Raw genomic sequence first — 23591 nt, 5'->3', positions numbered from 1 at the left:
GCGTACTTCTCAGACGTCCTCGGCGTCCTGCGTTGCCGGGTCCCAGTAGAGCCCGGGCACCCCCCAGCCGTTGCGCTTGAGCATCTTCTTCGCGGCGCGCTGGTGGCGGCCGACGAGACGGTCGATGTAGAGAAGACCGTCGAGGTGGTCGGTCTCGTGCTGCAGGCAGCGCGCGAGGAACCCGCGGCCCTCCACCTCCACCGGCTTGCCGTCGGCGTCCACCCCCGTGACGCGTGCCCAGTCGGCGCGGCCGGTGGGGAACTGCTCGGCCGGCACCGAGAGGCAGCCCTCCTCGTCGTCGTCCGGGTCCGGCATGACCTCAGGCCGTTCGGACGTCTCGAGCACCGGGTTGACGACGACACCACGCACCCGCGTCCGCGTCTCCTCGTCCGGGCAGTCGTAGACGAACAGACGCAGGTCGACCCCGATCTGGTTCGCCGCGAGCCCGACCCCCTCCGCGGCGGCCATGGTGTCGAACATGTCCTCGACCAGCGTCTTCAGCGCGTCGTCGAAGGTGTCGACAGGGCGGGTTGGTCGGTGCAGGACGGGGTCGCCGATGATGCGGATGGGACGGACGGACACGTCGCGACCCTACGTGGTCCCGCGGTTTCCCGATCGGGCAGCGCGTGCCTCCCCGGTTCCTGTCCGGTTCCCGTGGTTCAATGGCCGACGCGAATGACAGGCGTGTCATTCACCCTGAGCGAGGCCCCCGAGGAGCGTGATGGAGTCGGCCACCCAACCCAGCGGGCGTGTTCCCGCCGGCGGCGCGGCAGGCGCACTGGACCGCAGGGAGCGCGAGATCCTCGCCTTCGAGGGGCAATGGTGGAAGTACGCGGGTGCCAAGGAGCAGGCGATCCGCGAGCTCTTCGACATGTCCGCCACTCGCTACTACCAGGTGCTCAACGCACTCGTCGACAAGCCGGAAGCCCTCGCGGTCGACCCGCTGCTCGTCAAGCGGCTCCGCAGGCTGCGCGCCAGCCGGCAACGTACCCGTGCGGCGCGCCGCCTGGGAATCGAGCCGTGGTGACGGCAGCATGATCGACCATCGGGTCGCCCCGGCGACTCCTCACTGACCGGAACCCCACACACGGAGGCCAGCGTGATCGAGCCCGCGACCGCAGTCGAGGTCCGGTCGTGACCACGCCAGGTGCTGGTGGCGGTCCGTCGCCGTTGCGGCTCGGTGGACTCGGGCTGATCGGCGTCGCGGTCGTCGCCGCGGTCATCGGCCTGGCGAGCATGGCCACGAACGGCGGCCCGGCCACCACCGTGGCGCCGTCGGCCGACGCGTCGAACGTCACCGAGGCGCCCGTCACCGCGCCACCGCCTGCGGAACCGGTGCCGACGGACGCTGCCGGGGTTCCGATCCCGTCGTTCACAGAGCCCGCGCCGGGCGAGCCCGCACCGGGGGCGGTTCCGCCGCCAGGGGAGCCCGCACCGGGCGCAATGCCGCCGCCCGGTGAACCCGCACCGGGTGCGGTTCCGCCCGGCGCGCCTGCACCCGCGCCTGCTGCACCCGGAGCCGAGGTGCCTCCAGGGGCTCCCGCCCCGCAAGCCGCCCCTGATCCCGGCGCCGCCCCGGCACCCGATGCCCCCGGCGCGCCCGCTCCGGCACCCGCTCCTGGCGCGGCTCCGGCGCCCCAGCAGGACCCGGGTGCCCCGGCGCCGCAGCAGGCCCCGGCTCCAGCGCCTTCCGGCGGCGGTGGCGAGCCCATGGCGGCTCCTGCCCCGGCACCGAGCGGTGGTGGCGGCGGCGACGCCCGCACCGGCGGCACGACGGCGGGACGCAGCGGCGGCGGCACGAGCGCCACGAGGCTCCCGCTGCGGGTCTACAACAACAGCACGATCAGCGGCCTCGCCACCCGGGCAGCCGAGGACTTCCGCAACGCGGGCTGGCCGATCGACGAGATCGGCAACTACCCGCAGGGGGTCATCCCCACCACCACGGTGTACTACCGGCCGGGCACCAACGAGGAGGCGCCCGCGAAGGCGCTCGCCGAGCAGTTCGGGATGCGGGTGAACTCCCGTTTCGAGGGCCTGCAGCACGCCACACCGGGCATCATCGTGATCGTCACGAACGACTACGGCCGCCGCTAGCCCGTAGGTCCGGTACCACCTGACATCAGGAGGGGCGGCGGTCCGCGTAGGCCTGCAGCTGTGCGAGCTGCAGCGGGTCGAGTGACGGCGGCACCGCGGCACGTGCCGCCGCGATGTGCGCGGCGGTCACCTCTGCGGCTTCGAGGGACTCCCGCATCGCCGTGAGCGCGGCCTCGCGCAGCACGGCGGCGCAGTCGGCGGCCGAGTAGCCCTCCAGCTCGGTGCCAAGGGCGTCGAGGTCGACGTCCGGGGCCAGCGGAATGTGACGGCCCGCCGCCCGCAGGATCTCGGCGCGCGCGGCGGCGTCCGGCGGCGGCACGTACACGAGCCGCTCCAGCCGTCCGGGCCGCAGCAGGGCGGGGTCGATCAGCTCGGGCCGGTTGGTGGCGCCGACGACGATCACGTCGCGGCGCGGCTCGGCACCGTCGAGCTCGGTGAGCAGGGCCGCGACCACGCGGTCGGCCACGCCGGAGTCGGACGACTGCCCGCGTCGCGGCGCCAGCGCGTCCACCTCGTCGAGGAAGACGAGCGCCGGCGCGGCGTCCGCGGCCTTGCGGAAGAGCTCACGGACCGCGCGCTCGGACTCGCCGACGTACTTGTCGAGCAGCTCGGCGCCCTTCACCGCGAACACGTTGAGCTGCCCCGTGCCGGCCAGCGCCCGGAGCAGGAACGTCTTTCCGCACCCGGGTGGGCCGTAGACGAGCACGCCCCGCGGGGCCGCGACGCCGAGCCGCGCGAACGAGTCGGGGTACTGCAGCGGCCACAGCACCGACTCGGTGAGCGCCTGCTTGACCTCGACCATGTCGCCGACCTGGTCGAGCGTGATGCCGCCGGTCTGCAGCGTGTCCGACGACGACATGGAGATCGGGCGGACCGAGCCGACGGCGTCGAGCAGGTCCTCCTGCCGGATCCGCGGTTCGCCCTCGCCGGGGTGCCGGAGTGCCGCCTGCACGGCCGCCTCCCGGCGCACGGCGACGAGGTCGGCGGCGACGAACCCGGGCGCGCGCTCGGCCACCGCCTTGAGGTCCACGTCGTCGGCCAGCGGGACGGTGGCCAGCAGGCGGCGCAGCAGTTCGGCGCGGGTGCGCAGGTCGGGGAGGGCGAGGCCGAGCTCCCGGTCGACGAGCTCGGGCGCCCTCAGCCGCGGGTCGACCGACTCCGGTGCCGACGTGGTCGCGATCAGCGCGAGCCCCGGGGTGGACACCGCGGCACGCAGCGCGTCGAGGGCGACCGTGGCGAGCGGCGGCGGCGACGCCGCCGGCAGCAGCGCCTCGACGTCGGTGACGACGAGGAGGGTGCGGCCACCCGCGCGCGCCTTGCCGATGATCTCGTGCACCCGCTGCGAGGCGGTGGCCGCCTCGAGCGCCGCGATCCCGGGTGCGGCGAGCTCCACCGTGGTGGCTCCGACGGCCGCGGCCGCGCTGCGCGCGAGCGTCAGCTTCCCGACCCCTTCCGGCCCGACGAGCAGCACGCCGAGGCGTGCGCTCCCGCCGAGGCGGGTGAGGAGCTCGGGGCGGTCGAGGGTGAGCTCGAGCCATTCCACGAGCTTGCGGGCGGCATCGGTGTTGCCGACGAGCTCCTCCACCGGCAGGGCGGGCTCCGCGGGCAGGCTCTGCGGCGCGGGGCGGGCCGGTGCGCCTGCCCTCGTGGCAGGCGGGGACGACGCGTCGAGAGACCCACCGGTGGCCGGGCCGCCCTCCCAGCCCACCACGGTGCTCGGCCGCACGGCCACGGCACCGGCCGGATCGACGGAGGCGACGGTGAGTAGCTCCGTGGTCCACGCGCTCCCCAGCGCGCCCGCGACCCGCTGGCGGGCAGCGGGGGCGTCTAGGCCCGGTGCGGGCACGATGTCCTGCGGCAGCAGCGACACGGCGTCCCCGCCGGTCACGACCTTGCCGACCAGCGCCAACCGGACCGTCTCCGGCGTGAGCGCCGCCCGCGCGAGGCGCGACCCGGTGAGCGTGACCCGCCGCGCGGGCTCGACGTTCGCCGGTGCCACCACCACCGAGGCGCCGTCGGAGAGCCCGGCGTTGGAGAGCGTCACGTCGTCGAGGGTGGCCTGCCCGGCAGGCCCGGCAGCGGGGGCGACGAGAGCGGTGGTCACGCGCGCTCCCGTCAAGGTCACCGCATCCCACGAGCGCAGGCCGAGCGCGTCGATGACCTCGGGGTGCAGGCGGACGACGCCGCGCCGCGCGTCCACCGCGGAGGCGGCGAGCCGGGCGACCAGGGTGATGGAGGCGACCACGTGGCAGACGCTATCGGGGAGGGGAGTGCATCGCGGTGAGGCCGTGCGTGCATCAGGGAGCCTTTGGCCCCCGCGAGTCGCGGGGTGAGTGCGCGCGAGTTGTTGTCACTCAGCGTGGGTGGACGTGCGCGATGCGCTACAGCTCGGCGTCGGGGGGATAACAGGGTGTCAACATTCCGGGCGATTCCTCCCCACGTGGGGGTGGTTCGACTGGAGCATCCCTGTCCACAATGTGCCCCTGCCGCCGGCGGTGCGGCCATGGGCGAAGGGGCTCGAGGGTGGCGGTACGACGAGGTACGGCGCACCTGCGACGGGAGTGGTCGCGGTGCTGAGCGTGCGCGGGCTGTCGGTGCGCTACGGGCGCTCGGTGCGCGCCCTCGAGGACGTGGACGTCGAGGTCGGCGACGGCGTGCTCGCGGTGCTCGGCGGCAACGGGGCGGGGAAGTCGACGCTGTTGCGGACCGTCTCGGGCACGGTCCGGATGCATGGCGGTGCGGTCACCGGGGGCGAGGTGCTCGTCGACGGCACCCGGGTCGACCGCATGGACCCGGCCGCCATCGTGCGCCGTGGGGTGGTCGCGGTGCCGGAGGGCAGGCAGGTGTTCGCCCGGATGACCGTGGAGGAGAACCTGCGCGCCGGTGGCCTCGGGGCCAGGTCGGCGGTGGCCCGCGCGGCCGCTCGCGAACGGGTGCACGAGCTCTTCCCGGTGCTCGTGGAGCGGGCCCGCCAGCGTGCGGGGCTGCTGTCCGGAGGCGAGCAGCAGATGCTGGCGATCGGCAGGGCCCTGATGTCCGGGCCGAAGCTGCTCCTGCTCGACGAGCCGTCACTCGGCCTCGCGCCCCAGATGGTCGCGCGCATCGCGGCGATCGTCCGGGACATCCACGCCCAGGGCACGGCGGTCGTGCTCGTCGAGCAGAACGCGACGATGGCACTGCAGGTGGCCGACCACGCGGTGGCGCTCGAGGTCGGGCGCGTCGCGCTCGCAGGCCCCGCGTCGGAGCTGGCGGCGAGCGACGAGGTCCAGCGGCTCTACCTCGGCGGTCACGCCGAGTCGGCCGAGCAGGCGGCGGCCGAGGCCCGCGAGGCGGAGCGGCAGCTGTCCGGGCGCACCCTGGCCAGGTGGGCCCGGTGAGCGCGGACACGGCCCACGCGGGCGCCGAGCCGCTGACCGACCGCGCCGACGTCCCCGAGCTGCGGATCGAGGGGGTGAACCTGCGTTTCGCCGGCGTCAGCGCCCTCGACGACGTGTCGTTCACCGTGCGTCCCGGCACCGTGCACGCGCTCATCGGCCCCAACGGCGCGGGGAAGTCGAGCTGTTTCAACGTGATCTGCGGGGTCTACCGGCCGACGGCGGGCCGCGTCCGGCTCGGCGACACGGTCCTCACCGGGATGCGGCCGCACCGCCTCGCCCGGCTCGGCATCGGGCGGTCGTTCCAGAACATCGCGCTCTCGCAACACTCGACGGTGCTCGACAACGTCCTGCTCGGCAGGCACACGCTCACCGGCGGCGGGTTCCTGTCGGGTGGCCTGCGGCTGCCGTGGGTCGCCCGCCAGGAACGGGTGCACGCTCAGCGGGCGGCCGAGATCTGCGAGTTCCTCGGCATCGCAGACCGGCTCCACACACCGGTGGCCGCGCTGCCGTACGGCGTGGCGAAGCTCGTGGACGTGGCCCGCGCGCTCGCCGTCGAGCCCCGCGTGCTGCTGCTCGACGAGCCCGCCGCCGGGCTCAACGCCGTGGAGACCGCGGTGATGGCGAGCACGATCCGCGCGCTGCGCGACGCGTTGGGCATATCGGTGCTGCTGGTCGAGCACGACATGGGGCTCGTCATGGGCATCGCCGACCGGGTCAGCGTGCTCGACTTCGGCCGGCTCATCGCCGACGGAGCGCCCGCGGCCGTGCAGCGCGATCCAGAGGTCGTCCGGGCCTACCTGGGGGCAGCCGACGAGGAGGAGACTCGATGAACACATTCGTCCAGCTCCTCGTGAACGGCCTGGGCAAAGGTGCTGTGTACGCGCTCCTCGCGCTCGGCTTCGTGGTCATCTTCAAGGCCACGGAGGTGATCAACTTCGCCCACGGGTCGCTCGCCCTGATCGGCGGCTACCTGATCGCCGTCACCGTCGACACCCTCGGTTTCCCGCTCGCGGCCGCGCTCGGGATCGGCGGCGCGGGCCTCGCGGCCCTGCTGATCGAGCGGCTGTTGCTCTCGCGCAGCCGCTTCGCCACCCCCGACAGCCTCGCGCTGCTCACGATCGGCATCGACGTCGTGGTCGTCGAGGACATCTTCCGCAGGCTCGGCACGACCGTGCCGTACCTGGGCGCGCCGTGGGACGCGCGGCCGATCCAGCTGGGCGGCGTCACGCTGTTCAGCACCCAATCGGTCGCGCTGGTCGTCGGGCTGGTGCTGATCACAGCGTTCTTCCTGGCCTTCCGGTTCACGAACTGGGGCATCGCGATGCGGGCGCAGGCCGAGAACCGCGAGGCCGCCGCGCTCATGGGCATCCGCAGCTCGCGCGTCACGGCCACGGCGTGGCTGGTGGCGGGCGCGCTCGCGGGCGTGGCCGTGATGTTCATCGTCACCCAGGACTTCTCCGGCACCGGGCTCTCCCGCACCACCCACGCCATCGCGTTCGCCGCGTTCCCGGCCGCGATCATCGGCGGGCTCGACTCGACGGCGGGCGCGGTGGTCGGCGGCGTCGTCGTCGGGCTGACGCAGGCGCTCACCGAGGTGTACGTGTCCATCCCGTTCGCGAAGGTGGCCGTCTTCCTCGTGATGCTCATCGTGCTGGTCGTGCGGCCCGCCGGGCTCTTCGGGACGAGGGAGCTGACACGTGTCTGAGCGGAGCTCGCCGGAGCGAACAGACGGCACCGTGGTCACGGCGGTCCGCGCGCCGGCCGCTCCCTCGCCCAGCACGCGGCGCGGGTCGGTGCTGCGTGCCATCGCATGGGCGGTGCTGCTGCTCGTCCTGCTCTCGCTGCCGCTCTACGTCGGGCCGGGCCTGCTGTCGGCGGGCCAGTACGTGATGGTCGGCGCCGTCGGCGCGATCGGGCTGACGCTCGTGATCGGCCAGGCGGGCCAGCTCTCGCTCGCCCACGCCTTCTTCCTGCTCGTCGGGGGCACGTCCTACGCGGTGCTCGCCGGTGAGACCGAGCAGGCAGGCAGCGAGTACATCGTCGGGCTGGGGCTGCCGCCGCTGCTCGCGCTCGTCGGTGCGGTCGCGATCTCCGCGCTGGCCGGGCTCGCGTTCGCGCCGGTGGCAGGCCGGCTCAGAGGGATCTACCTGGGCGTGGCCTCGCTCGCGCTGGTGTTCCTCGGTTTCTACCTCGGGCAGGCGCTGCCGATGCTCACCGGCGGCGCCGCGAGCGGGCGCAACCCGGAGCCGTTTGCGCTGTTCGGCTTCTCGTTCAGCAACGAGGGCTACCTCGCCGTGCTCGGCGTGCCGTTCCGGCAGTCGGAGCGGCTCTGGTACCTGTTCCTCGCGTTCACCGTGATCGCGTTCGTGCTGGCCCGTGGGGCCGTGCGCAGCCGGGTGGGCCGCGCGTGGCGGGGGGTGCGCGACAACGAGGCCGCCGCCGCGGTGATGGGCGTCGACGTGCTGCGGGCGAAGGCGGGCGCCTTCGCCGTGAGCGCCGCGTACGCCGGGCTGGCCGGGGTGATGGTCACGCTCTGGCTGGGCCTGCTCAAGCCGGACGAGAGCGAGTTCGGCACGTACGGGCTGAACACCTCGATCGCGTTCCTCGCGATGGCGATCATCGGCGGGCTCGGCTCGATCCCCGGCGCGGTGGTGGGCGCGCTGATCGTCTACGGCACGCCGCAGGTGCTCACGCTGTTCGCCGACGACCTCGGGCTCGGCGACACCCTCGCGGGGCTCTCGCCCACGGTGATCAGCCTCTACGTCTACGGCCTCGCCGTGATCCTCGTGGTGCTGTTCGAACCGGGCGGCCTTGCGGCGATCGGCCGCCGGGTCGCGGGGTTCGCGACGCGCAGGTTCCACCCCGACCGGACCGCGGCAACCGAGCCGCGGTCGGCACCCCCAGGAGAGGACCGATCATGACTCTACGGCGGACATGGCGCCGCGCGGGCGTTCCGGCGGCGATCGTCGCGGCGCTGGTGTTGGCGGGCTGCACCACGCAGGCGCCCGAGCCGGGAGCCGGCGGCGGGGGTGCGGGGGCGGTGGCCACGGACGTCGGTGTCTCCGCTGAGACGATCACCCTCGGGGTCCTCGGCGACACCTCCGGACCGTTCCGGAACCTCGGCACCGCTCTGATCCAGGGCAACCAGCTGTGGGCCGACGAGGTCAACGGGCGCGGCGGGATCTGCGGCCGTCAGATCGCGCTGGAGATCGCCGACAGCGGCTACAAGGCCGACACCGCCACCACGGTGTACCGGCAGCAGCAGCCCAACGTGCTCGGCTACCTGCAGCTGCTCGGTTCCCCGATCAACGCGGCGCTGCGCGGCAACCTGGAGACCGACGAGGTGACGTCGCTGGCGCTGTCCTGGTCGTCGTTCATCCTCGACAACCCGTACCAGATCATCCCCGGCACCACCTACGACCTGGAGATGATCAACGGCCTCGCATACATGCAGCAGCAGGGCCTGATCGCTGACGGCGACACGCTCGGCCACATCTACATCGGCGGGGAGTACGGCGACAACGGGTTCCTCGGGGCGCAGTACTACGCGCAGCAGCACGGGATGAACCTGCAGCCCGCCAAGATCGCGGCCACCGACACCGACATGACGAACATCGTCACCGGTTTCCAGGGCGCCGGGGTCAAGGCGATCCTCCTGACCACCTCGCCCGCCCAGACGGCGTCCGCGCTCAACGCGGCCAACGCACTCGGGTTGAACGTGCCCGTGCTGGGCAACAACCCCGTGTTCGACCCCGCCACCAACCTCGCGGGGCCTGCTGCCGCGTCGGTCGGCGACCTGTTCGTGGTGGCGAGCTCCGTGCCCTACTCCGCGGACGTGCCGAAGGCCAAGGAGGTGCGGGAGGCCTTCACCGCGAAGTTCCCGGACGGGGCCAAGAACTACGGCGTGCCCTACGGCTACGCCGGCGGCCTGATCTGGGAGCAGATCCTCACGCAGGCCTGCGAGAACGGCGACCTCACCCGCAAGGGCGTGCACGACGCGTTCCTGGCGAGCCAGAACATCACGACGGAGAACCTCGTGGCGAGCGAGCTCGACTTCTCGCAGGCCGGGTCTCCGCCGAGCCGCTCGGTCTACATCGCGCAGGCCGACCCGGCCCAGGAGGGCGGGCTGCGTCAGCTCGTCGCGCCGTTCACGGCGGCGGAGGCCGAGGCCTACAAGGCGCCGCACCAGCAGGGGGCCTGACCGACACTCGACCGGCGGGGGAATGCTCGCCTCAGGGTTGAACTCCGGGGGTGAGCCGGGGACGGACCCGGAGGTGGCGGGCCGGTGCGGGCGGGAGAGTCGAGGTATGGACTCGACGACCGAATCGGCCACCACCCGCCTCACCAAGGACGCTCCCGACCCGGCCATCCCGGGCGACGCGGGCGACGCGGGCGTGCCGCCCTACCTGACGCCCGCGCCCGAGGCCGCCGCGAAGCCGAAGTTCCGGCTGCGCCGCAGCCGCACCGACCGCATGCTCGGCGGGGTCTGCGGCGGGCTCGCCGAGACCCTCGGCGTGGACGCGGCCGTGATCCGCATCGGCCTCGTCACCCTCACCGTGCTCGGCTTCGGTATGGGCATCGTGATCTACGCCGCGATCTGGATGCTGGCGCCCGAGACCGACGAGCCGTGACCGGCGCGGCGCGGTCAGTGTTCGTGGGCGGCGCCCCGCACCTGTCGGCGCTCTTCGGCGTAGCGGAAGGTCTCGTAGCCGATCAACGCGCTGAGCACGACGGCCAGCACGGCGAGGGAGACCAGCGCAGGCAGCATCGCCACAGCCGGGATCAGGGCGACCAGCAACACCGCGACGACCAGCCGTTCCAGGTTCAGTGAGCCGGTGAGGTAGCGCTTGAAGCCGATGTGCCCGAGCAGGTACAGGGCAGCGCCGCCGTAGAGCGCGGCCAGCGGGATGCCGTAGATCGGGTCGGCGACGGTGTGGCCGTCCTCGCCGCCGACGTAGCCCAGCACCTTCTTCAGCCCGAGCGCCATGAGGACGATGCCGGCGACCATCGGCAGGTGCAGGAACGTGTAGCCGCCGCGGGCCAGCCTGATCTGCCGCTCGCCGTCGGCCGCGGTCAGGGCCCGTTCGGTGATCAGCGCCGTGACGTCGAAGTACGCCCACCACATGGCTCCCGCCACGACGAGGCCGAGTACAGAGGCCCCGATGATCGGCCAAGAGATCGGCAGGTGGGCCACGCCCACCCCGATCGCAACGATCGACTCGCCCAGCGCCACGATGATGATCAGGCCGTACCGCTCGGCGAAATGGGGTGCCGAGCCCATCCGCCACTTGCTGCCCGCCGCGAGCGTGCCGAGGTAGTCGCCCGCGAGTGCGGCGAACCAGAGGACCGTCTGCGTGGTGCCGGAGGTCTGCGACGCGATCAACAGCAGGATCGTGCCTGCGAGCATCGAGGGCAGGAAGCGTAGGAGCTGACCACGCAGCTGCGGATCCTCCCGGCTGGCCACCCAGAACAGCACGATGTGCACGGCCCGCACCACGAAGTAGCAGACGGCGAAGACCATCGGCCCGTGCAGGCCGCCCGGCAGGTCGTCGAACGCCTCCGGGATCGTGATGGCCTGGACGAACATGGCCGCCATCGCGGCGAACAGCCCGAGGCGCATGGCCCCCTGTTCGGCCCGCACCAGACTGGCCAGCCACGAGTAGCCGATCCAGCACCACCACAGCACGGTGATGGCCAGTACGCCGCGCAGGACGTCGACGGGGCCGGCGTGCTCGGCCATGAACTCGGTGACCTGCGTGAGCGCGAACACGAACACGAGGTCGAAGAACAGCTCGAGCGGGCTGACCGACTCGCGTTCATCGACGGTCTCGAGGCGCCGACCCCGACCTGGTGTGCTCATGCGGCAGATCGTGCACCAATCGGGGGCGTGGTCACCAGGGGGATCGCTCGAGGCGGGACAGTTCGCCATACGAATTTTTCGGTAGGCTTTCGGCATGGCCGAGCCGGGCGATGAGATCGGGATAGTCGGGGCGCTGGTGCGCTCCGCGTTCCTGGTGAACGCGGTCTACGCCGAGTCGGGCCGGGAGTACGGCCTCACGCCGCAGCAGGGCCAGTTGCTGTGCGTGCTGATGGGCAAGGCGTACGGCATGGGCGAGCTGGGGGCAACGCTGGGGCTCGCCAAGTCGAGCCTGACCGGCCTCGTGGACCGCACGGAGCGCAACGGCCTGGTGCGCAGGGATGCCGACCCGAAGGACATGCGCGCCGTGCGGGTGGCGCTCACGCAGCAGGGTAGGCAGCTCGCCGAGGAGTTCTACGTCGAGACGTGCCGGCGGGTCGCCGAGCTGCCCGCCGGCCTGAACGCCGCAGAGCGCGACACGCTCGCCTCCCTGCTCGGCCGCATCGTCGAGGACAACGCGGTCCCGATGGTCTTCCTGGAGCCGGACTGCGGCTCGACCGTGCGCTAAGCCACAGTGCAGTTCGTGCCACGAACTAATATTGTTCGTGGCACGAACTCTCTTAGGAGTGCATCATGAGTCGCACCGTCGTCGTGATCGGCGGAGGGTACGGGGGCTCAGCGGTCGCCAAGGTGCTGGACGCCACGGCCGACGTGATCCTCGTCGATCCCCGGGACGCCTTCGTCAACTCGGCCGGCTCGCTGCGCGGGCTGGCCCAGCCCGACTGGGCGGGCAACATGTTCTTCCCCTTCGACACGCTGCTGGCTCGGGGCACGGTGATCCGGGGCCGCGCGGCATCGGTCGACCCCGGCGGCGTGACGCTGGCGTCCGGCCTGCGGGTCGAGGCGGACCACATGGTTCTCGCCACTGGCTCCAGCTACGCCTACCCGGCCAAGCCCGTCGCCGAATCCGTCGCCGAGGCGCTCGACCACCTGCGCACGACCCACAAGGAGCTGATCGGCGCCGATCGCGTGCTGATCGTCGGCGCCGGTCCGGTCGGCCTCGAACTGGCCGGTGAGATCAAGGAGGTCTGGCCGCACAAGGACGTGACCATCGTCGACCCGTCGGAGCAGCTGCTACCCGGCTTCCTGCCCGAGGTGCGGGAGGACCTGCACCACCAGCTCGACGAGCTGGACGTCCAGCTGCGGCTCCGCACCCGCCTGGCCGCCCCACCGGTGACCGAGCCCGGTCAGCTCGGGGCATTCACCGTCAGCACCACCGCCGGCGACGAGATCACCGCCGACATCTGGTTCCGCGCCCACGGCGTGCACGTCAACAGCGCATACCTCGCGGATGGCCTGCTCACGGCGCGCACCCCGAGCGGTCTGGTCCCGGTCACCGAGACCCTCAACGTCCACGGGTACGACCACATCTACGCGATCGGCGACATCACCGACGTCGCCGAGCCCAAGATGGCCGGCAACGCGATGCGGCACGCCGAGGTCGTCGCGCAGAACATCTCCGCTCGCCTGGCCGGTGAGGAGACCACGGCCACGTACCAGCCCCTGCCCGACCCGATGATCCTGCTGCCGCTCGGACCACGCGGCGGCGTCGGCCAGCTGCCGGGGCCCGACGGTCCGACCGGCGTCCCCAGGACGACCGTCGCCGAGTACAAGGGAGCCGACCTGTTCACAGGCCGCTTCGCCGAGCTGTTCGGCATCGCAGGGAAGGACAAGGACCATGCGTGAGCGCGGGGTCGTCTTCGGGTTCGGCGCCCACAGCGGCATCGACGACACGGCGGAGCTACTGGGGATGGTCGAGCAGGCAGATCGGGACGGGCTCGACGTCTTCTCGCTGTCGGACCACCCGTACATCGGCGAGCGCCTGGACGCGTACGCCGCCCTCGGCTTCGCCCTCGGACGCACGCAGCGGATCGCGGGCTTCGCCAACGTCACCAACCTGCCGACCAGGCCCGCCCCCATGCTGGCGCGAACGGTCACGTCGCTGTCGGCGCTCTCCGGGGGCCGCGTGGTGCTGGGCATGGGCGCCGGCGGGCTGTGGGACCGGATCGCCGACATGGGGGTGCCGCGGCTTTCTCCCGAGGAAGCCGTGAACGCGTTCGAGGAGGCGATCGTCCTGGTCAAGAAGCTCTCGGGAGGTGGCCCGCCGGTCACCGTCGAGGGTCGGCACTACCAGGTGAACCAGATCGACCCGGCACCCGTGGCCGCCCCTGCTGTGTGGACGGGGTCGGTCGGCAGGAAGTCGCTCGCCGCCACGGGCCGGGTCGCGGACGGCTGGATCCCCGGCCACGCGGCCGACTGGCGCAGCGATCGCTACCGGGCGTCGCGGCCGGTCATCGACGACGCGGCGGTGGCCGTGGGTCGTGATCCGCGCGACGTACGCACGGTGTTCAACTTCCCGGGGCGCATCACCGATCGTCCGTTGATCGCCACCCGCGACCGCAACGGCCGCTGGGTCGGCGGCTCCGTCGACCAGTGGGTGGAGGAGCTGACCGGGGCCGTGCTGGAGCACGGCGCATCCGGCTTCATGCTCTTCTCGCCGAGCGGCGGCACGCCGGACGCCGGCTCGCTCACCCGGTGGGCCAGGGAGATCGCCCCGGCCGTGCGCGAAGCGATCGCGGTCACGGGTGCAGCGTCGCGCCCTTGAGCACCTTGTCCACGGCGTTGCGGGGCCCGTGCACGGCCAGCCCGACCAGCTTCAGGTCGTCGCGGGCCACCGCTTGAACGACGGCCCGGTTCGCCTCGTCGTGGCCGGTCGCGAACATCTCCTCGGTATAGACGGCGGTCGGCAACCCGCGGCGCACCGCCCGCTCGTGGGCCGCCGCCATCACGTCGGAGTCGCCGATGAGGACGACGACCGGCTGCCGGAACATCGGCGTGTACAGGGTGCCGTCCGCGTCGGCGTACGGCTCGCCCAGCAGTTCGGGGTTCGCCGCGATGCCGCTGGCCAGGAAGGCGGTGACGTTCAACCGCTGCCAGACCTGCAGGTCGTCACGCAGCAGCACGGCGATCTTGGTGTCGAAACGCACGTGCAGAGCGTGCCCGCCCGCGGTGCCGCCGGTCTTGTACGTTCTTCACGTGCCTGACGTGCGGGCGTGGGCGCCGCGGGTGCCCGGGATCGCCGAGGTCTTCCACGCGTGGTTCACCGACCACGCGTACCCCGAGCACACCCACGACACCTGGACGCTGCTCGTCGTCGACGAGGGCGCGATCCGCTACGACCTCGACCGGCACGAGCACGGCGCCCTGCGTCCCGGCGTCACGCTGCTGCCGCCGCACGTCGCCCACACCGGGCGGGCCGCGACGCCACACGGCTTCCGCAAGCGGGTGCTCTACCTCGACACCGAGGTCCTCGACGCCGCGTTCACCGGGCAGGCGGTCGATGCGCCCGCGCTCGCCGACCCGCTGCTGCGCAGGCGCGTCCACCAGCTGCACCGGGTGCTGGAGGCCCCCGCGGCGGATCTCGAGGCCGAGAGCCGGCTCGCCCTGATCGCCGACCGGATCCGGCAGCACCTGCGGGCCCCCGCGCCGGCACCCGCTCCCGACCGGCTGGCAGCCGACCTGCGCGACCTGCTCGACGCCCGGGTGGTGGCCGGCTTGACGCTTCGTGACGCGGCCGCGTGGCTGCACGCCCACCCCGCACACCTGGTGCGCTCCTTCACTCGGGCGTACGGCCTGCCGCCCCACCGCTACCTCACCGGCAGGCGGGTGGAGGCGGCCCGCCGCCGCCTGCTCACCGGCGAGCCGGTGGCGCAGGTGGCCGTCGGCGTCGGGTTCCACGACCAGGCGCACCTGCACCGGCACTTCACGCGGCTGGTCGGGACGACGCCGGGTCGCTACGCCCGCGGCGCCTGATCCTCCAGCCGAACTTCCTGATCGTTCCTCCGGCCGCCGAGCTCGGACCGCCGCTCGGCGCGGTTGGGCCGCCGGCGCAACCCGTGTCGGGCGACGCGGCCCGTCGTAGGTCAGGCACCCCGTCGACGGGGTGCGTCAGCCGAGAGCGAGCGCGCCGGGCTCCACAGTGCCCGGGCTGGGTGGCTCGGCGGGCCTGTGATCGTCAGGTTGGCGCGTTTCCCGACGTGGCGCGTCGGGTTTCGCGCCGAGCCGCTGATCACCGTCTTGGTCGCGGTGCGTTCCGCGGAACGCGCCCCCGGGGGTGCGGCCGGGTGCCGGACGCCTTCGTGGGCGCGCCGTTCCCGGCCCCGGATAGCCCCCGGGCCTCACCCACCAGCCGGGGGCTGTCGTCGTGTTCCCGCTGGTTCGCCTCGGCCGCGTCGCCTTCTCGGGGTGGCCGGGTTGGGTGCACTACCGAATCATGTGGTTGCTTGGGCGGCCGTCCCCGACGCGGGGAAACGCCCGTTCCCGACGAGACCACCGCGGTTGCGTGCAACGCGACCGGCTGTGGTCCCGTCCTCGCCACCGGCCACCCCTGGAACTTGGGGTGTGATCAGCGGAATCGGGACCTGGCCTGCGCCCCTGCAGTTGGTGTTCTGACCGGGGGAGACACCTCTGCAGGAGGTGTCCCGTTCCTGCTGATCACCGACCTGAGCGCGGGCCCTGCCCCGAGGGGCGGTGTCGCCGTGATCATCCAGGAGCGGGGCTGGGTGTGGAGGGTCGGGACCACAGCCAGTCGCGTGGCACCCGGCAGGACGGTCTCGTCGAAACGGGCCTGTGCCCGCGTCGGGGACGGCCGCCCACGCAACCCCAGGGGACGGTAGTGCACCCAACCCAGCCACCCCCGCAAGGCGACCGGGTCGATGCAGCCGGCGGACACACACGCGATGCCCCGATCACGGGCCGGGCGCCGGGTGGCCCGGGCCGGGAACGGCGCGCCCACCGGCAGGTAGCCGACCAGACCGACCCCGGTGGACCGACACGATCGCACCCCGCCCGCCAGGCGCTCGATCGGCGGCGCGCAAGATCCGAACTATCGGTTGCCTATGGCTGCACCCACGATCACAAGATCCGGCTGCAGGACCAGCCCGTTGCCCAATGCGGGCGTCAGGTCTGTTCGGCGAGGGGCGGGGTGCTCTCCCGCAGCACGACCTCCCCGCGCACCCGGCGGACCCGTGGCTGCTCCGCCGGCCTCTGCAGCACCATCTCGACGGCCCCGGCGCCGAGCTCCTCCAGCGGAAGGCGCACCGTGGTGAGGGCGGGCGTGACGTCGCGGAGGGTGGCGATGTCGTCGAACCCGGCCACGGCCATCCCGGACGGCAGTGCCACCCCGCGGTCGCGTAGCGCGGCCATGGCGCCCACCGCCATCACGTCGTTGACGGCGAAGACGCACGTCGCCTCGGTGCCGCGGTCGAGCAGCTCGTTCATCGCGGCGTAGCCGCCGTCGCGGGTGAAGCCGCCGTACACGACGTCGGTGGCGTCGACCCGCGCGCCGGCCCGGGTGGCGCCGTCGCGGAACCCGGCGGTGCGGTCACGGGCCGTCAGGAGATCGGCCCGGCCGGCGAGAACGGCGAAACGCCGGTGGCCGAGCCCGCAGAGCGCCTCGGCCAGCGCCTTGGCACCGCCCCGGTTCTCGACCACCACCGTGTCGGCGGGGATCTTGCGCTGGCTGACGAAAGCCACCCGCCCGCCCGCCTGCTCGAACGCGCGCACCTCCGCGCCAAGCCGATCGAGCAGATCCCGATCCTGCACCCGGCTCCCGACGATGATCACGGCTCGCGCGCGCTGGCCCCGCAGCGCCGCGAGGTAGTCGAGCTCGCGCTCCTCGCGGCCGAACGTGCACGCCATCGTGACCACGAGCTGCTCGCCCTCCGCGGCTCGGATGGCGCCTGCGGCGATCGAGGAGAAGTAGGGGTCGGCCACGTCGCTGAGCACGAGCCCCACGATGTTGGTGCGGCCGCGCGCCATGGCCTGTGCCTGGGCGTTGGCGGAGTAGTGCAGCGCCTCCGCCGCGGCGAGCACGCGCTCCTGCAGGTCGGGGCGCACCCGCCGGGTGCTGCCGTTGAGCGCTCTCGACGCCGTGGCGAGCGAGACGCCCGCCGCCTTCGCGACGTCCAGCAGGGTTACGGACGCACCGGGGGGCCGTTCTCCGCGCTCACTCATCTCGGGCCTCCCCTCCCTGGGCACACCGGGTGGGACCGCCGGACGCCACGCTGGTGTCTGCGCGACCGGCTGGGTTCGCGCCGCGCGAGCCTACCCCGCCACGGCGCTGCAGGAATGCGCATTCCTCCACTTGGGTGTCAGGGTTCGGCCGCGGCGCGGCATGGCCACCGGCGCACACTTCACACACCGTCTGCCCGCTTCACACAAGGCCGGCGCTGTGTGAAGCCCGTGCTGGGTGTGTGAAGTGCTCACGACGGCTCGGCCGGCGGCCGAACCGGCCGCCGCGGGCTGCCCGGGGACCCCTCCCGGCGTTCCTTCCTAGGGTGTTCCACGACCGTCCAGGGGGGGTGGCGGTCAGAACGCCGCAGGGGCGGCACCCGGTGCGGGTGCCGCCCCTGCGGGACGCGCTGGGTACTGCTGGGACGGACTCAGAAGTCCATGCCGCCCATGCCGCCCGACGGGTCGCCGCCGGCGGGGGCCGGGTTCTTCTCCGGCTTGTCGGCGATGACGGCCTCGGTGGTCAGGAACAGTGCCGCGATGGAGGCGGCGTTCTGCAGCGCGGACCGGGTGACCTTGGCCGGGTCGATGATGCCGGCCTTGATCAGGTCCTTGTACTCGCCGGTGGCGGCGTCCAGACCCTCGCCCGCGGCGAGGCCGCGGACCTTCTCGGCCACGACGCCGCCCTCGAGGCCGGCGTTGATGGCGATCTGCTTGAGCGGTGCCTCCAGCGCGACCTTGACGATGTTCGCGCCGGTGGCCTCGTCACCGTCCAGGCCAAGGCCCTCGAAGAGGCCGGCACCGGCCTGGATCAGGGCGACGCCGCCGCCGGCGACGATGCCCTCCTCGACGGCCGCCTTCGCGTTGCGAACGGCGTCCTCGATGCGGTGCTTGCGCTCCTTGAGCTCGACCTCGGTGGCCGCTCCGGCCTTGATGACCGCAACACCGCCTGCCAGCTTGGCCAGGCGCTCCTGCAGCTTCTCGCGGTCGTAGTCGGAGTCGGTGCGCTCGATCTCGGAGCGGATCTGGGAGACCCGTCCGGCGATCTGGTCGGCGTCGCCGGCGCCGTCGACGATGGTGGTCTCGTCCTTGGTGACCACCACGCGGCGGGCCCGGCCGAGCAGCGACAGGTCGGCGTTCTCCAGCTTGAGGCCGACCTTCTCCGAGATGACCTCGCCACCGGTGAGGATGGCCATGTCGGCCAGCATCGCCTCACGGCGGTCACCGAAGCCCGGGGCCTTGACGGCGACGGACTTGAAGGTGCCACGGATCTTGTTGACGACCAGGGTGGCCAGTGCCTCGCCCTCGACGTCCTCGGCGATGATCGCGAGCGGCTTGCCGCCCTGCATGACCTTCTCCAGCAGCGGGAGCAGGTCCTTGACCGTCGAGATCTTGGAAGAGACCAGCAGCACGTAGGCGTCGTCGAGCTCGGCCTCCATGCGCTCCGCGTCGGTGACGAAGTAGGGCGAGATGTAGCCCTTGTCGAAGCGCATGCCCTCGGTGAGCTCGAGTTCGAGCCCGAAGGTCTGCGACTCCTCGACGCTGATGACGCCTTCCTTGCCGACCTTGTCCATCGCCTCGGCGATCAGCTCACCGATGGTCGGGTCGGCCGCGGAGATCGACGCCGTAGCGGCGATCTGCTCCTTGGTCTCGACCTCCTTGGCACTCTTGAGCAGCGCCTCCGAGACGGCCTCGACGGCCTTCTCGATGCCCCGCTTGAGCGCCATCGGGTTCGCACCCGCCGCCACGTTGCGCAGCCCCTCACGCACCAGCGCCTGGGCCAGCACGGTGGCGGTGGTGGTGCCGTCACCGGCGATGTCGTCGGTCTTCTTCGCGACCTCCTTGACCAGCTCGGCCCCGATCTTCTCCCAGGGGTCCTCGAGCTCGATCTCCTTGGCGATCGACACACCATCGTTGGTGATGGTGGGCGCGCCCCACTTCTTCTCCAGCACCACGTTGCGGCCGCGCGGGCCGAGCGTCACCTTGACGGCGTCGGCGAGGGTGTTCATGCCACGCTCGAGCCCGCGGCGCGCCTCCTCGTCGAAAGCGATCATCTTCGCCATGGGGGTGTAGTCCTCCGATTGGGATGACCCGAAAGTCTCGCGTCGAACGCGGCGCCCGCGACGGACGACCGGCAACCCTGCGCCGATCTCACCCGCTCGACAATTGGCACTCTATCGTGCCGAGTGCCAGTCCCGGTTCTAGCACTCGTGGCAGGTGAGTGCAAGGCGGCTGGCCGGCCGGAGGTGCCCCGATGCGGAGACGGGTCGGGGGGACCGGCTGGTCGCCGATCCCCCCGGTACGCCGTGGCGCGTCGTCGCCCTATCCGATCCGGCGGACGGCGTCGGCCTGGCTGCGGCCGTCGCGGCCGGCCGTCGTCTCGAACTCGACGCGGTCGCCCTCGTCGAGGGTGCGGAAACCCTCGGACTGGATCGCGCTGTAGTGGACGAAGACGTCCGGCCCGCCGTCGGTGGCGATGAAGCCGAAGCCCTTCTCCGCGTTGAACCACTTGACCGTGCCCTGGGCCACGGCACCTCCATGTTGCAGTACTGCGTCGTGCAGTGGTGCTAACCGAGTCATCCCAGTGGCCGGGCGTCGTGGTCGCCTCCAGGGGCACCGACAATGCCACTGTGATGACTCGCTGACGTCGGCGACGCTACCTCAGATCGCACCTCTCGTCCGGGATCATGACGCGCTGTCCGGCAGGATTGCGTTCGTGGCGAGCTCCCCGAGAACGGTCGACGAACACCGCGCGGTCGTCGCCGCGCTGCTGGCCCCGATGCCGGCCGAGAACGTCCCGGTCGGGCAGGCGCGGGGGAGGGTGCTCGCGGCCGACGTCGTGGCGGGTGTCGCGCTCCCGTCCTTCGACAACTCCGCGATGGACGGCTACGCCGTGCGGGCCGCGGACGCCGCGAGCGTTCCCGTGGAGCTGCCGGTGGAGGCGGACATACCGGCGGGTCGCACCGATGTCCCCCCGCTTCGTCCCGGTACGGCCCACCGGATCATGACCGGGGCACCGGTGCCGGCAGGAGCCGACTCCGTCGTACCCGTCGAGCAGACCGACCGCGGGCTCGACCGCGTGCGGATCTCGGCCGCGCCCGCACCGGGCGCGCACATCCGGCGCGCCGGTGAGGACGTCCGGGCCGGCGATGTCGTGCTACTCGCCGGCACGGTGCTGGGGGCGCCGCAGATCGGCGTGGCCGCCGCCGTCGGCGCCGCCACCGTCCCCGTCCGCCGCAAGCCCCGCGTGCTCGTCCTCTCCACCGGCTCGGAGCTCGTCGCCCCCGGCACCCCGCTCCGCCCCGGCCAGATATACGAGTCGAACGGCCCGATGCTCGCCGCCGCGGTCGAGGACGCAGGCGGCACCGCGGAGCTGCTGCGCTTCGTCCCCGACGACGTGGAGGAGTTCCTCGGACGGCTCCGGGAGCGGGTCGGGGACGGCGCGGTGGACCTGCTGCTCACCTCGGGCGGCGTGAGCGCGGGGGCCTACGAGGTGGTGAAGGACGCCTTCACCGGACGTGGAGTGGAGTTCGTCAAGGTCGCGATGCAGCCCGGCGGGCCCCAGGGCGCGGGACGCGTCACCGAACTGGGCGACATCGGCGTCGTGACCCTGCCCGGCAACCCGGTGAGCTCGCAGGTGTCGTTCGAGGTCTTCGTCCGGCCCGCGCTGCGCGCCGCGCTCGGGCATCCGCACCCCCACCGGCCGGTCGTGACGGCCACGCTGCGTGAACGCTGGAGCTCGCCCGCGGGCCGCAGGCAGTTCCGGCGCGGCGTCCTCGACGCGGTCAGCGGTACCGTCCGTGAGCTGGGCGGGCCGGCCTCGCACCTGCTCGGCGCGCTCGCGCGGGCCGATTGTTTCGTCGTCGTGCCGGAGGACGTCACCCATCTGCCGGAGGGCGCGCGCGTGGAGACGTGGTTGCTGGACGGGTGATGGACCAGTAGATTGTGGCGGGGATCACAATCGAAGCAGGCAACGATCGGAGCTTTCGGAGCGTCTTACTGGTGAGCGTTCGGCCGATCGGTGCACATCACGGGGTTCCTCACCCGGTGACCTGGACGATTGAGCGGGGGCTCGGGGATAATTCGGGGGTGGACCGGGTAACCGGCCCACAACGCACTGGACCTACCGCCCGTCGCTGGGGAGCGGACGAGCGGTTCCACGGCCGGGGTCGTCGTCTCGGGGGATGGCGGCCCCGGCCCTTTGCGTTCGCCCCGAGCTGGGCGAGCCCCGCTCGCGGAGAGCGATCGCCGATCGTTCGCGTCGCGTGCCTGTGGGGGTCGGGCTGGGTAACCGGCCGTTCGTGTGCGGCAGATCCTTCCCATGTCACGGCGATACGGCGGGAATTGACCGCTGCGGTCGCCGCCTGCCCTCCCTCGCGTACCGTAGCCGCCGCCACCGCGGCCCGACCGGGTCGCCACGCCGGAGGAGCCGATCCGCTTCCATGCACGACCCGACCCCACCTGTGCCCCGGGGGTTCTCCTTCCCGCACGTCGCGGGGCTTGTCCGGGCCGCCGTCCCGCCGATGCACCCAGGAGGGCGCCCGCTCGTCGCGGCGGTCGCAGGCGCGGCCGCCGCCATCCGGATCGCCACCGGTCGAGGCACGGCCGCCGGCCTGCTCGCCACCGCCGCAACCGCGCTGTTCTTCCGCAACCCGCGCCGGGTGCGGCCCCCGCTCACCGGTGTCGCGCTCGCGGCGGCCGACGGAACCGTGGCCACGGTCTCGGACGTCATGCCGCCCGCCGAGCTCGACCTCCCCCGTGAGCCCGCGCCGCGCGTCAGCGTCTTCCTGTCCGTACTGGACGTGCACGTGCAGCGGGTGCCGGTGGACGGGAAGGTGCTCGACGTCGCCTACCGGCCCGGCACCTTCCTGTCCGCCGACCTCGACAAGGCCAGCGAGGACAACGAGCGCAACGCCGTTCTGTTCGAGGCGGCAGACGGCACGCGCCTCGGCGTCGTCCAGATCGCCGGGCTGCTCGCCCGCCGCATCGTCTGTGACATCGCGCCCGGCGACGAGGTCGCCGCGGGCGAGACGTTCGGACTCATCCGCTTCGGCTCGCGCGTCGACGTCTACCTGCCTGCCGGTTCGCGCGTCATGGTGGCGCCGGGGCAGCGCACGATCGGCGGCGAGACGGTGCTCGCCGAACTCCCCAGGAGCGCCTGATGACCGCCCCCAACTATCGCGCCGGAGTGCGGCTGCTGCCGAACGCGGTCACCGTCCTTGCGCTGTGCTCCGGCTTGTCGGCGGTGTACTTCGCCCTCAGCGGGCGATTCGAGCTGTCCGTCGCCGCCGTCGGGGCCGCGGCGCTCTGCGACGCCCTCGACGGCAGGCTCGCCCGCCTCCTCGACGCCACCACCCGGATCGGTGCGGAGCTCGACTCGCTCGCCGACCTCGTCTCGTTCGGCGTCGCGCCAGCGCTCGTCCTCTACATCTGGGTGCTGGAGGGCAATCAGTACGGATGGATCGTCGCGCTCGTCTTCGCCGTCTGCATGATGCTGCGGCTCGCCCGCTTCAACACGCTCCTCGACGTGGAGGACGAGTTCCCGTTCACCCGGGAGTTCTTCGTCGGCGTGCCGGCGCCCGCGGCCGCCATGTCGGCCGGCATCCCGCTCTACACCACGCTGCACTTCGGGCCCGGATGGTGGTCGGCGCCCCCGTTGGTCGCCGGGTGGGCGGTCGTCATCGCCGCCCTCATGGTGAGCAGGCTGCCCACGCTGTCGTTCAAGAGCGTTCGCGTGTCGCCGAACTACATCGCGCCGCTGCTCGTGCTGGTAGCGATCGCCGCGGCCGTGCTCATCACCGTGCCGTTCCTCGGGCTGGGCATCGTGGCGCTCGTCTACCTCTGCTCGATCCCCTACACCGTCCACCGGCACCACTGGCTCACCGAGCACCCGGAGGCGTGGGGCGTGCCGGTGCGGGAGCGGATTGCGATCGCGAGGGCGGCGCGCTCGGCCCGGCGGCTCGGGCTCCGATCGCCGCTGCGCCACCGCGTGGCGGGGCGGGCCAGCGCTGTCGCCCGCGCCGTGCGCCGGTTCGGTGACGACCCGGCAGGCGTCATGCAGCGTGCTGCCCGGCCCGGCAACGGCAGAGCACCCGGCCCCGCGGCCCAGTCATCGCGCAACCGGCTCCGGCTCGGCCTCCGCCGCGCCCGCCGCCGCTGACCTCAGGCCGAAGATCGGCGCGAGCCGCACG

At 72.6% G+C, this 23591-nt stretch carries 22 protein-coding genes; 15 read left to right on the top strand and 7 right to left on the bottom strand.

Annotated features, from left to right (window positions below):
* Positions 1–9: 9 nt before the first annotated feature.
* Positions 10–582, bottom strand: coding sequence for a peptide deformylase (locus K1T35_RS45120; protein WP_220257758.1), 573 nt, complete (start codon positions 580–582; stop codon positions 10–12).
* Positions 583–721: 139 nt separating this feature from the next.
* Between K1T35_RS45120 and K1T35_RS45115 the strand changes: the two genes are divergently transcribed.
* Complete coding sequence (locus K1T35_RS45115; protein WP_220257757.1) at positions 722–1027, top strand: DUF3263 domain-containing protein; 306 nt, start codon at positions 722–724, stop codon at positions 1025–1027.
* A 107-nt stretch (positions 1028–1134) separates the two neighbouring features.
* Positions 1135–2094, top strand: a complete 960-nt coding sequence (locus K1T35_RS49670) for a LytR C-terminal domain-containing protein (RefSeq protein WP_304940839.1) — start codon at positions 1135–1137, stop codon at positions 2092–2094.
* 25 nt (positions 2095–2119) lie between these two features.
* On the opposite strand, the gene K1T35_RS45105 is transcribed toward K1T35_RS49670, so the two are convergent.
* Positions 2120–4339, bottom strand: coding sequence for an AAA family ATPase (locus tag K1T35_RS45105; protein WP_220257756.1), 2220 nt, complete (start codon positions 4337–4339; stop codon positions 2120–2122).
* A gap of 325 nt (positions 4340–4664) precedes the next feature.
* Between K1T35_RS45105 and K1T35_RS45100 the strand changes: the two genes are divergently transcribed.
* The 6 genes from K1T35_RS45100 to K1T35_RS45075 all read left to right on the top strand — a co-directional run bounded on the left by K1T35_RS45100 (position 4665) and on the right by K1T35_RS45075 (position 10102).
* Positions 4665–5471, top strand: a complete 807-nt coding sequence (locus K1T35_RS45100; protein WP_220263263.1) for an ABC transporter ATP-binding protein — start codon at positions 4665–4667, stop codon at positions 5469–5471.
* Entirely contained in the window at positions 5468–6301 is an 834-nt protein-coding gene (locus tag K1T35_RS45095) for an ABC transporter ATP-binding protein (RefSeq protein ID WP_255621362.1), read from the top strand. Before K1T35_RS45100 ends, K1T35_RS45095 begins: the two co-directional genes overlap by 4 nt.
* Complete coding sequence (locus K1T35_RS45090) at positions 6298–7176, top strand: branched-chain amino acid ABC transporter permease (protein WP_220257755.1); 879 nt, start codon at positions 6298–6300, stop codon at positions 7174–7176. The genes K1T35_RS45095 and K1T35_RS45090 overlap by 4 nt, the downstream gene beginning before the upstream one ends.
* Positions 7169–8392 (top strand): branched-chain amino acid ABC transporter permease, encoded by a 1224-nt coding sequence (locus K1T35_RS45085; RefSeq protein WP_370645269.1) that lies wholly within the window; start codon positions 7169–7171, stop codon positions 8390–8392. The genes K1T35_RS45090 and K1T35_RS45085 overlap by 8 nt, the downstream gene beginning before the upstream one ends.
* Positions 8389–9672 carry an ABC transporter substrate-binding protein gene (locus tag K1T35_RS45080; RefSeq protein WP_220257754.1) on the top strand — a complete coding sequence of 428 codons (1284 nt, stop codon included), beginning with the start codon at positions 8389–8391 and terminating at the stop codon, positions 9670–9672. The genes K1T35_RS45085 and K1T35_RS45080 overlap by 4 nt, the downstream gene beginning before the upstream one ends.
* A 106-nt stretch (positions 9673–9778) precedes the next feature.
* A complete protein-coding gene (locus K1T35_RS45075; RefSeq protein ID WP_220257753.1) occupies positions 9779–10102 on the top strand; it encodes a PspC domain-containing protein in 324 nt (107 codons plus the stop codon).
* A gap of 14 nt (positions 10103–10116) precedes the next feature.
* Here K1T35_RS45075 and K1T35_RS45070 read toward each other — a convergent pair whose 3' ends face one another.
* The gene (locus tag K1T35_RS45070) at positions 10117–11331 is read right to left on the bottom strand and encodes a low temperature requirement protein A (RefSeq protein ID WP_220257752.1); all 1215 of its coding nucleotides are present in this window, start codon (positions 11329–11331) and stop codon (positions 10117–10119) included.
* A gap of 94 nt (positions 11332–11425) precedes the next feature.
* Here K1T35_RS45070 and K1T35_RS45065 point away from each other — a divergent pair, with 94 nt between their 5' ends.
* The 3 genes from K1T35_RS45065 (at position 11426) to K1T35_RS45055 (ending at position 13993) form a co-directional block, all read left to right on the top strand.
* Positions 11426–11896 carry a MarR family winged helix-turn-helix transcriptional regulator gene (locus K1T35_RS45065; protein WP_220257751.1) on the top strand — a complete coding sequence of 157 codons (471 nt, stop codon included), beginning with the start codon at positions 11426–11428 and terminating at the stop codon, positions 11894–11896.
* A 65-nt stretch (positions 11897–11961) separates the two neighbouring features.
* Positions 11962–13074, top strand: coding sequence for an NAD(P)/FAD-dependent oxidoreductase (locus tag K1T35_RS45060; protein WP_220257750.1), 1113 nt, complete (start codon positions 11962–11964; stop codon positions 13072–13074).
* Positions 13067–13993: an LLM class flavin-dependent oxidoreductase gene (locus tag K1T35_RS45055; RefSeq protein ID WP_220257749.1), complete on the top strand. Its 927-nt coding sequence runs from the start codon at positions 13067–13069 to the stop codon at positions 13991–13993. The genes K1T35_RS45060 and K1T35_RS45055 overlap by 8 nt, the downstream gene beginning before the upstream one ends.
* Here the strand turns inward: K1T35_RS45055 and K1T35_RS45050 are convergent.
* On the bottom strand, positions 13968–14381 hold the full coding sequence (locus K1T35_RS45050) for a DUF2000 family protein (protein WP_220263260.1): 414 nt from the start codon (positions 14379–14381) through the stop codon (positions 13968–13970). The genes K1T35_RS45055 and K1T35_RS45050 overlap by 26 nt on opposite strands.
* Before the next feature lie 43 nt (positions 14382–14424).
* Between K1T35_RS45050 and K1T35_RS45045 the strand changes: the two genes are divergently transcribed.
* Positions 14425–15201, top strand: a complete 777-nt coding sequence (locus K1T35_RS45045) for an AraC family transcriptional regulator (RefSeq protein WP_220257748.1) — start codon at positions 14425–14427, stop codon at positions 15199–15201.
* Between the two features lie 1146 nt (positions 15202–16347).
* On the opposite strand, the gene K1T35_RS45040 is transcribed toward K1T35_RS45045, so the two are convergent.
* The 3 genes from K1T35_RS45040 to K1T35_RS45030 form a co-directional block, all read right to left on the bottom strand.
* Positions 16348–17403 (bottom strand): LacI family DNA-binding transcriptional regulator, encoded by a 1056-nt coding sequence (locus tag K1T35_RS45040; RefSeq protein ID WP_220257747.1) that lies wholly within the window; start codon positions 17401–17403, stop codon positions 16348–16350.
* A 428-nt stretch (positions 17404–17831) separates the two neighbouring features.
* Positions 17832–19463, bottom strand: a complete 1632-nt coding sequence (groL, locus tag K1T35_RS45035; protein WP_220257746.1) for a chaperonin GroEL — start codon at positions 19461–19463, stop codon at positions 17832–17834.
* A 259-nt stretch (positions 19464–19722) separates the two neighbouring features.
* Complete coding sequence (locus K1T35_RS45030) at positions 19723–19929, bottom strand: cold-shock protein (RefSeq protein ID WP_147257060.1); 207 nt, start codon at positions 19927–19929, stop codon at positions 19723–19725.
* 178 nt (positions 19930–20107) lie between these two features.
* Here K1T35_RS45030 and glp point away from each other — a divergent pair, with 178 nt between their 5' ends.
* The 3 genes from glp (at position 20108) to pssA (ending at position 23560) form a co-directional block, all read left to right on the top strand.
* Complete coding sequence (gene glp / locus K1T35_RS45025; protein ID WP_370645544.1) at positions 20108–21331, top strand: gephyrin-like molybdotransferase Glp; 1224 nt, start codon at positions 20108–20110, stop codon at positions 21329–21331.
* 511 nt (positions 21332–21842) lie between these two features.
* Positions 21843–22562 (top strand): phosphatidylserine decarboxylase, encoded by a 720-nt coding sequence (locus K1T35_RS45020; RefSeq protein WP_220257744.1) that lies wholly within the window; start codon positions 21843–21845, stop codon positions 22560–22562.
* Positions 22562–23560, top strand: coding sequence for a CDP-diacylglycerol--serine O-phosphatidyltransferase (gene pssA / locus K1T35_RS45015; protein ID WP_220257743.1), 999 nt, complete (start codon positions 22562–22564; stop codon positions 23558–23560). The genes K1T35_RS45020 and pssA overlap by 1 nt, the downstream gene beginning before the upstream one ends.
* Positions 23561–23591 lie beyond the last annotated feature (31 nt).

Source organism: Pseudonocardia sp. DSM 110487 (genome assembly GCF_019468565.1).
Taxonomy (GTDB): domain Bacteria; phylum Actinomycetota; class Actinomycetes; order Mycobacteriales; family Pseudonocardiaceae; genus Pseudonocardia.
Note: the sequence above shows the minus strand (reverse complement) of the source record. Positions and strands in the feature narration are given on the sequence as shown.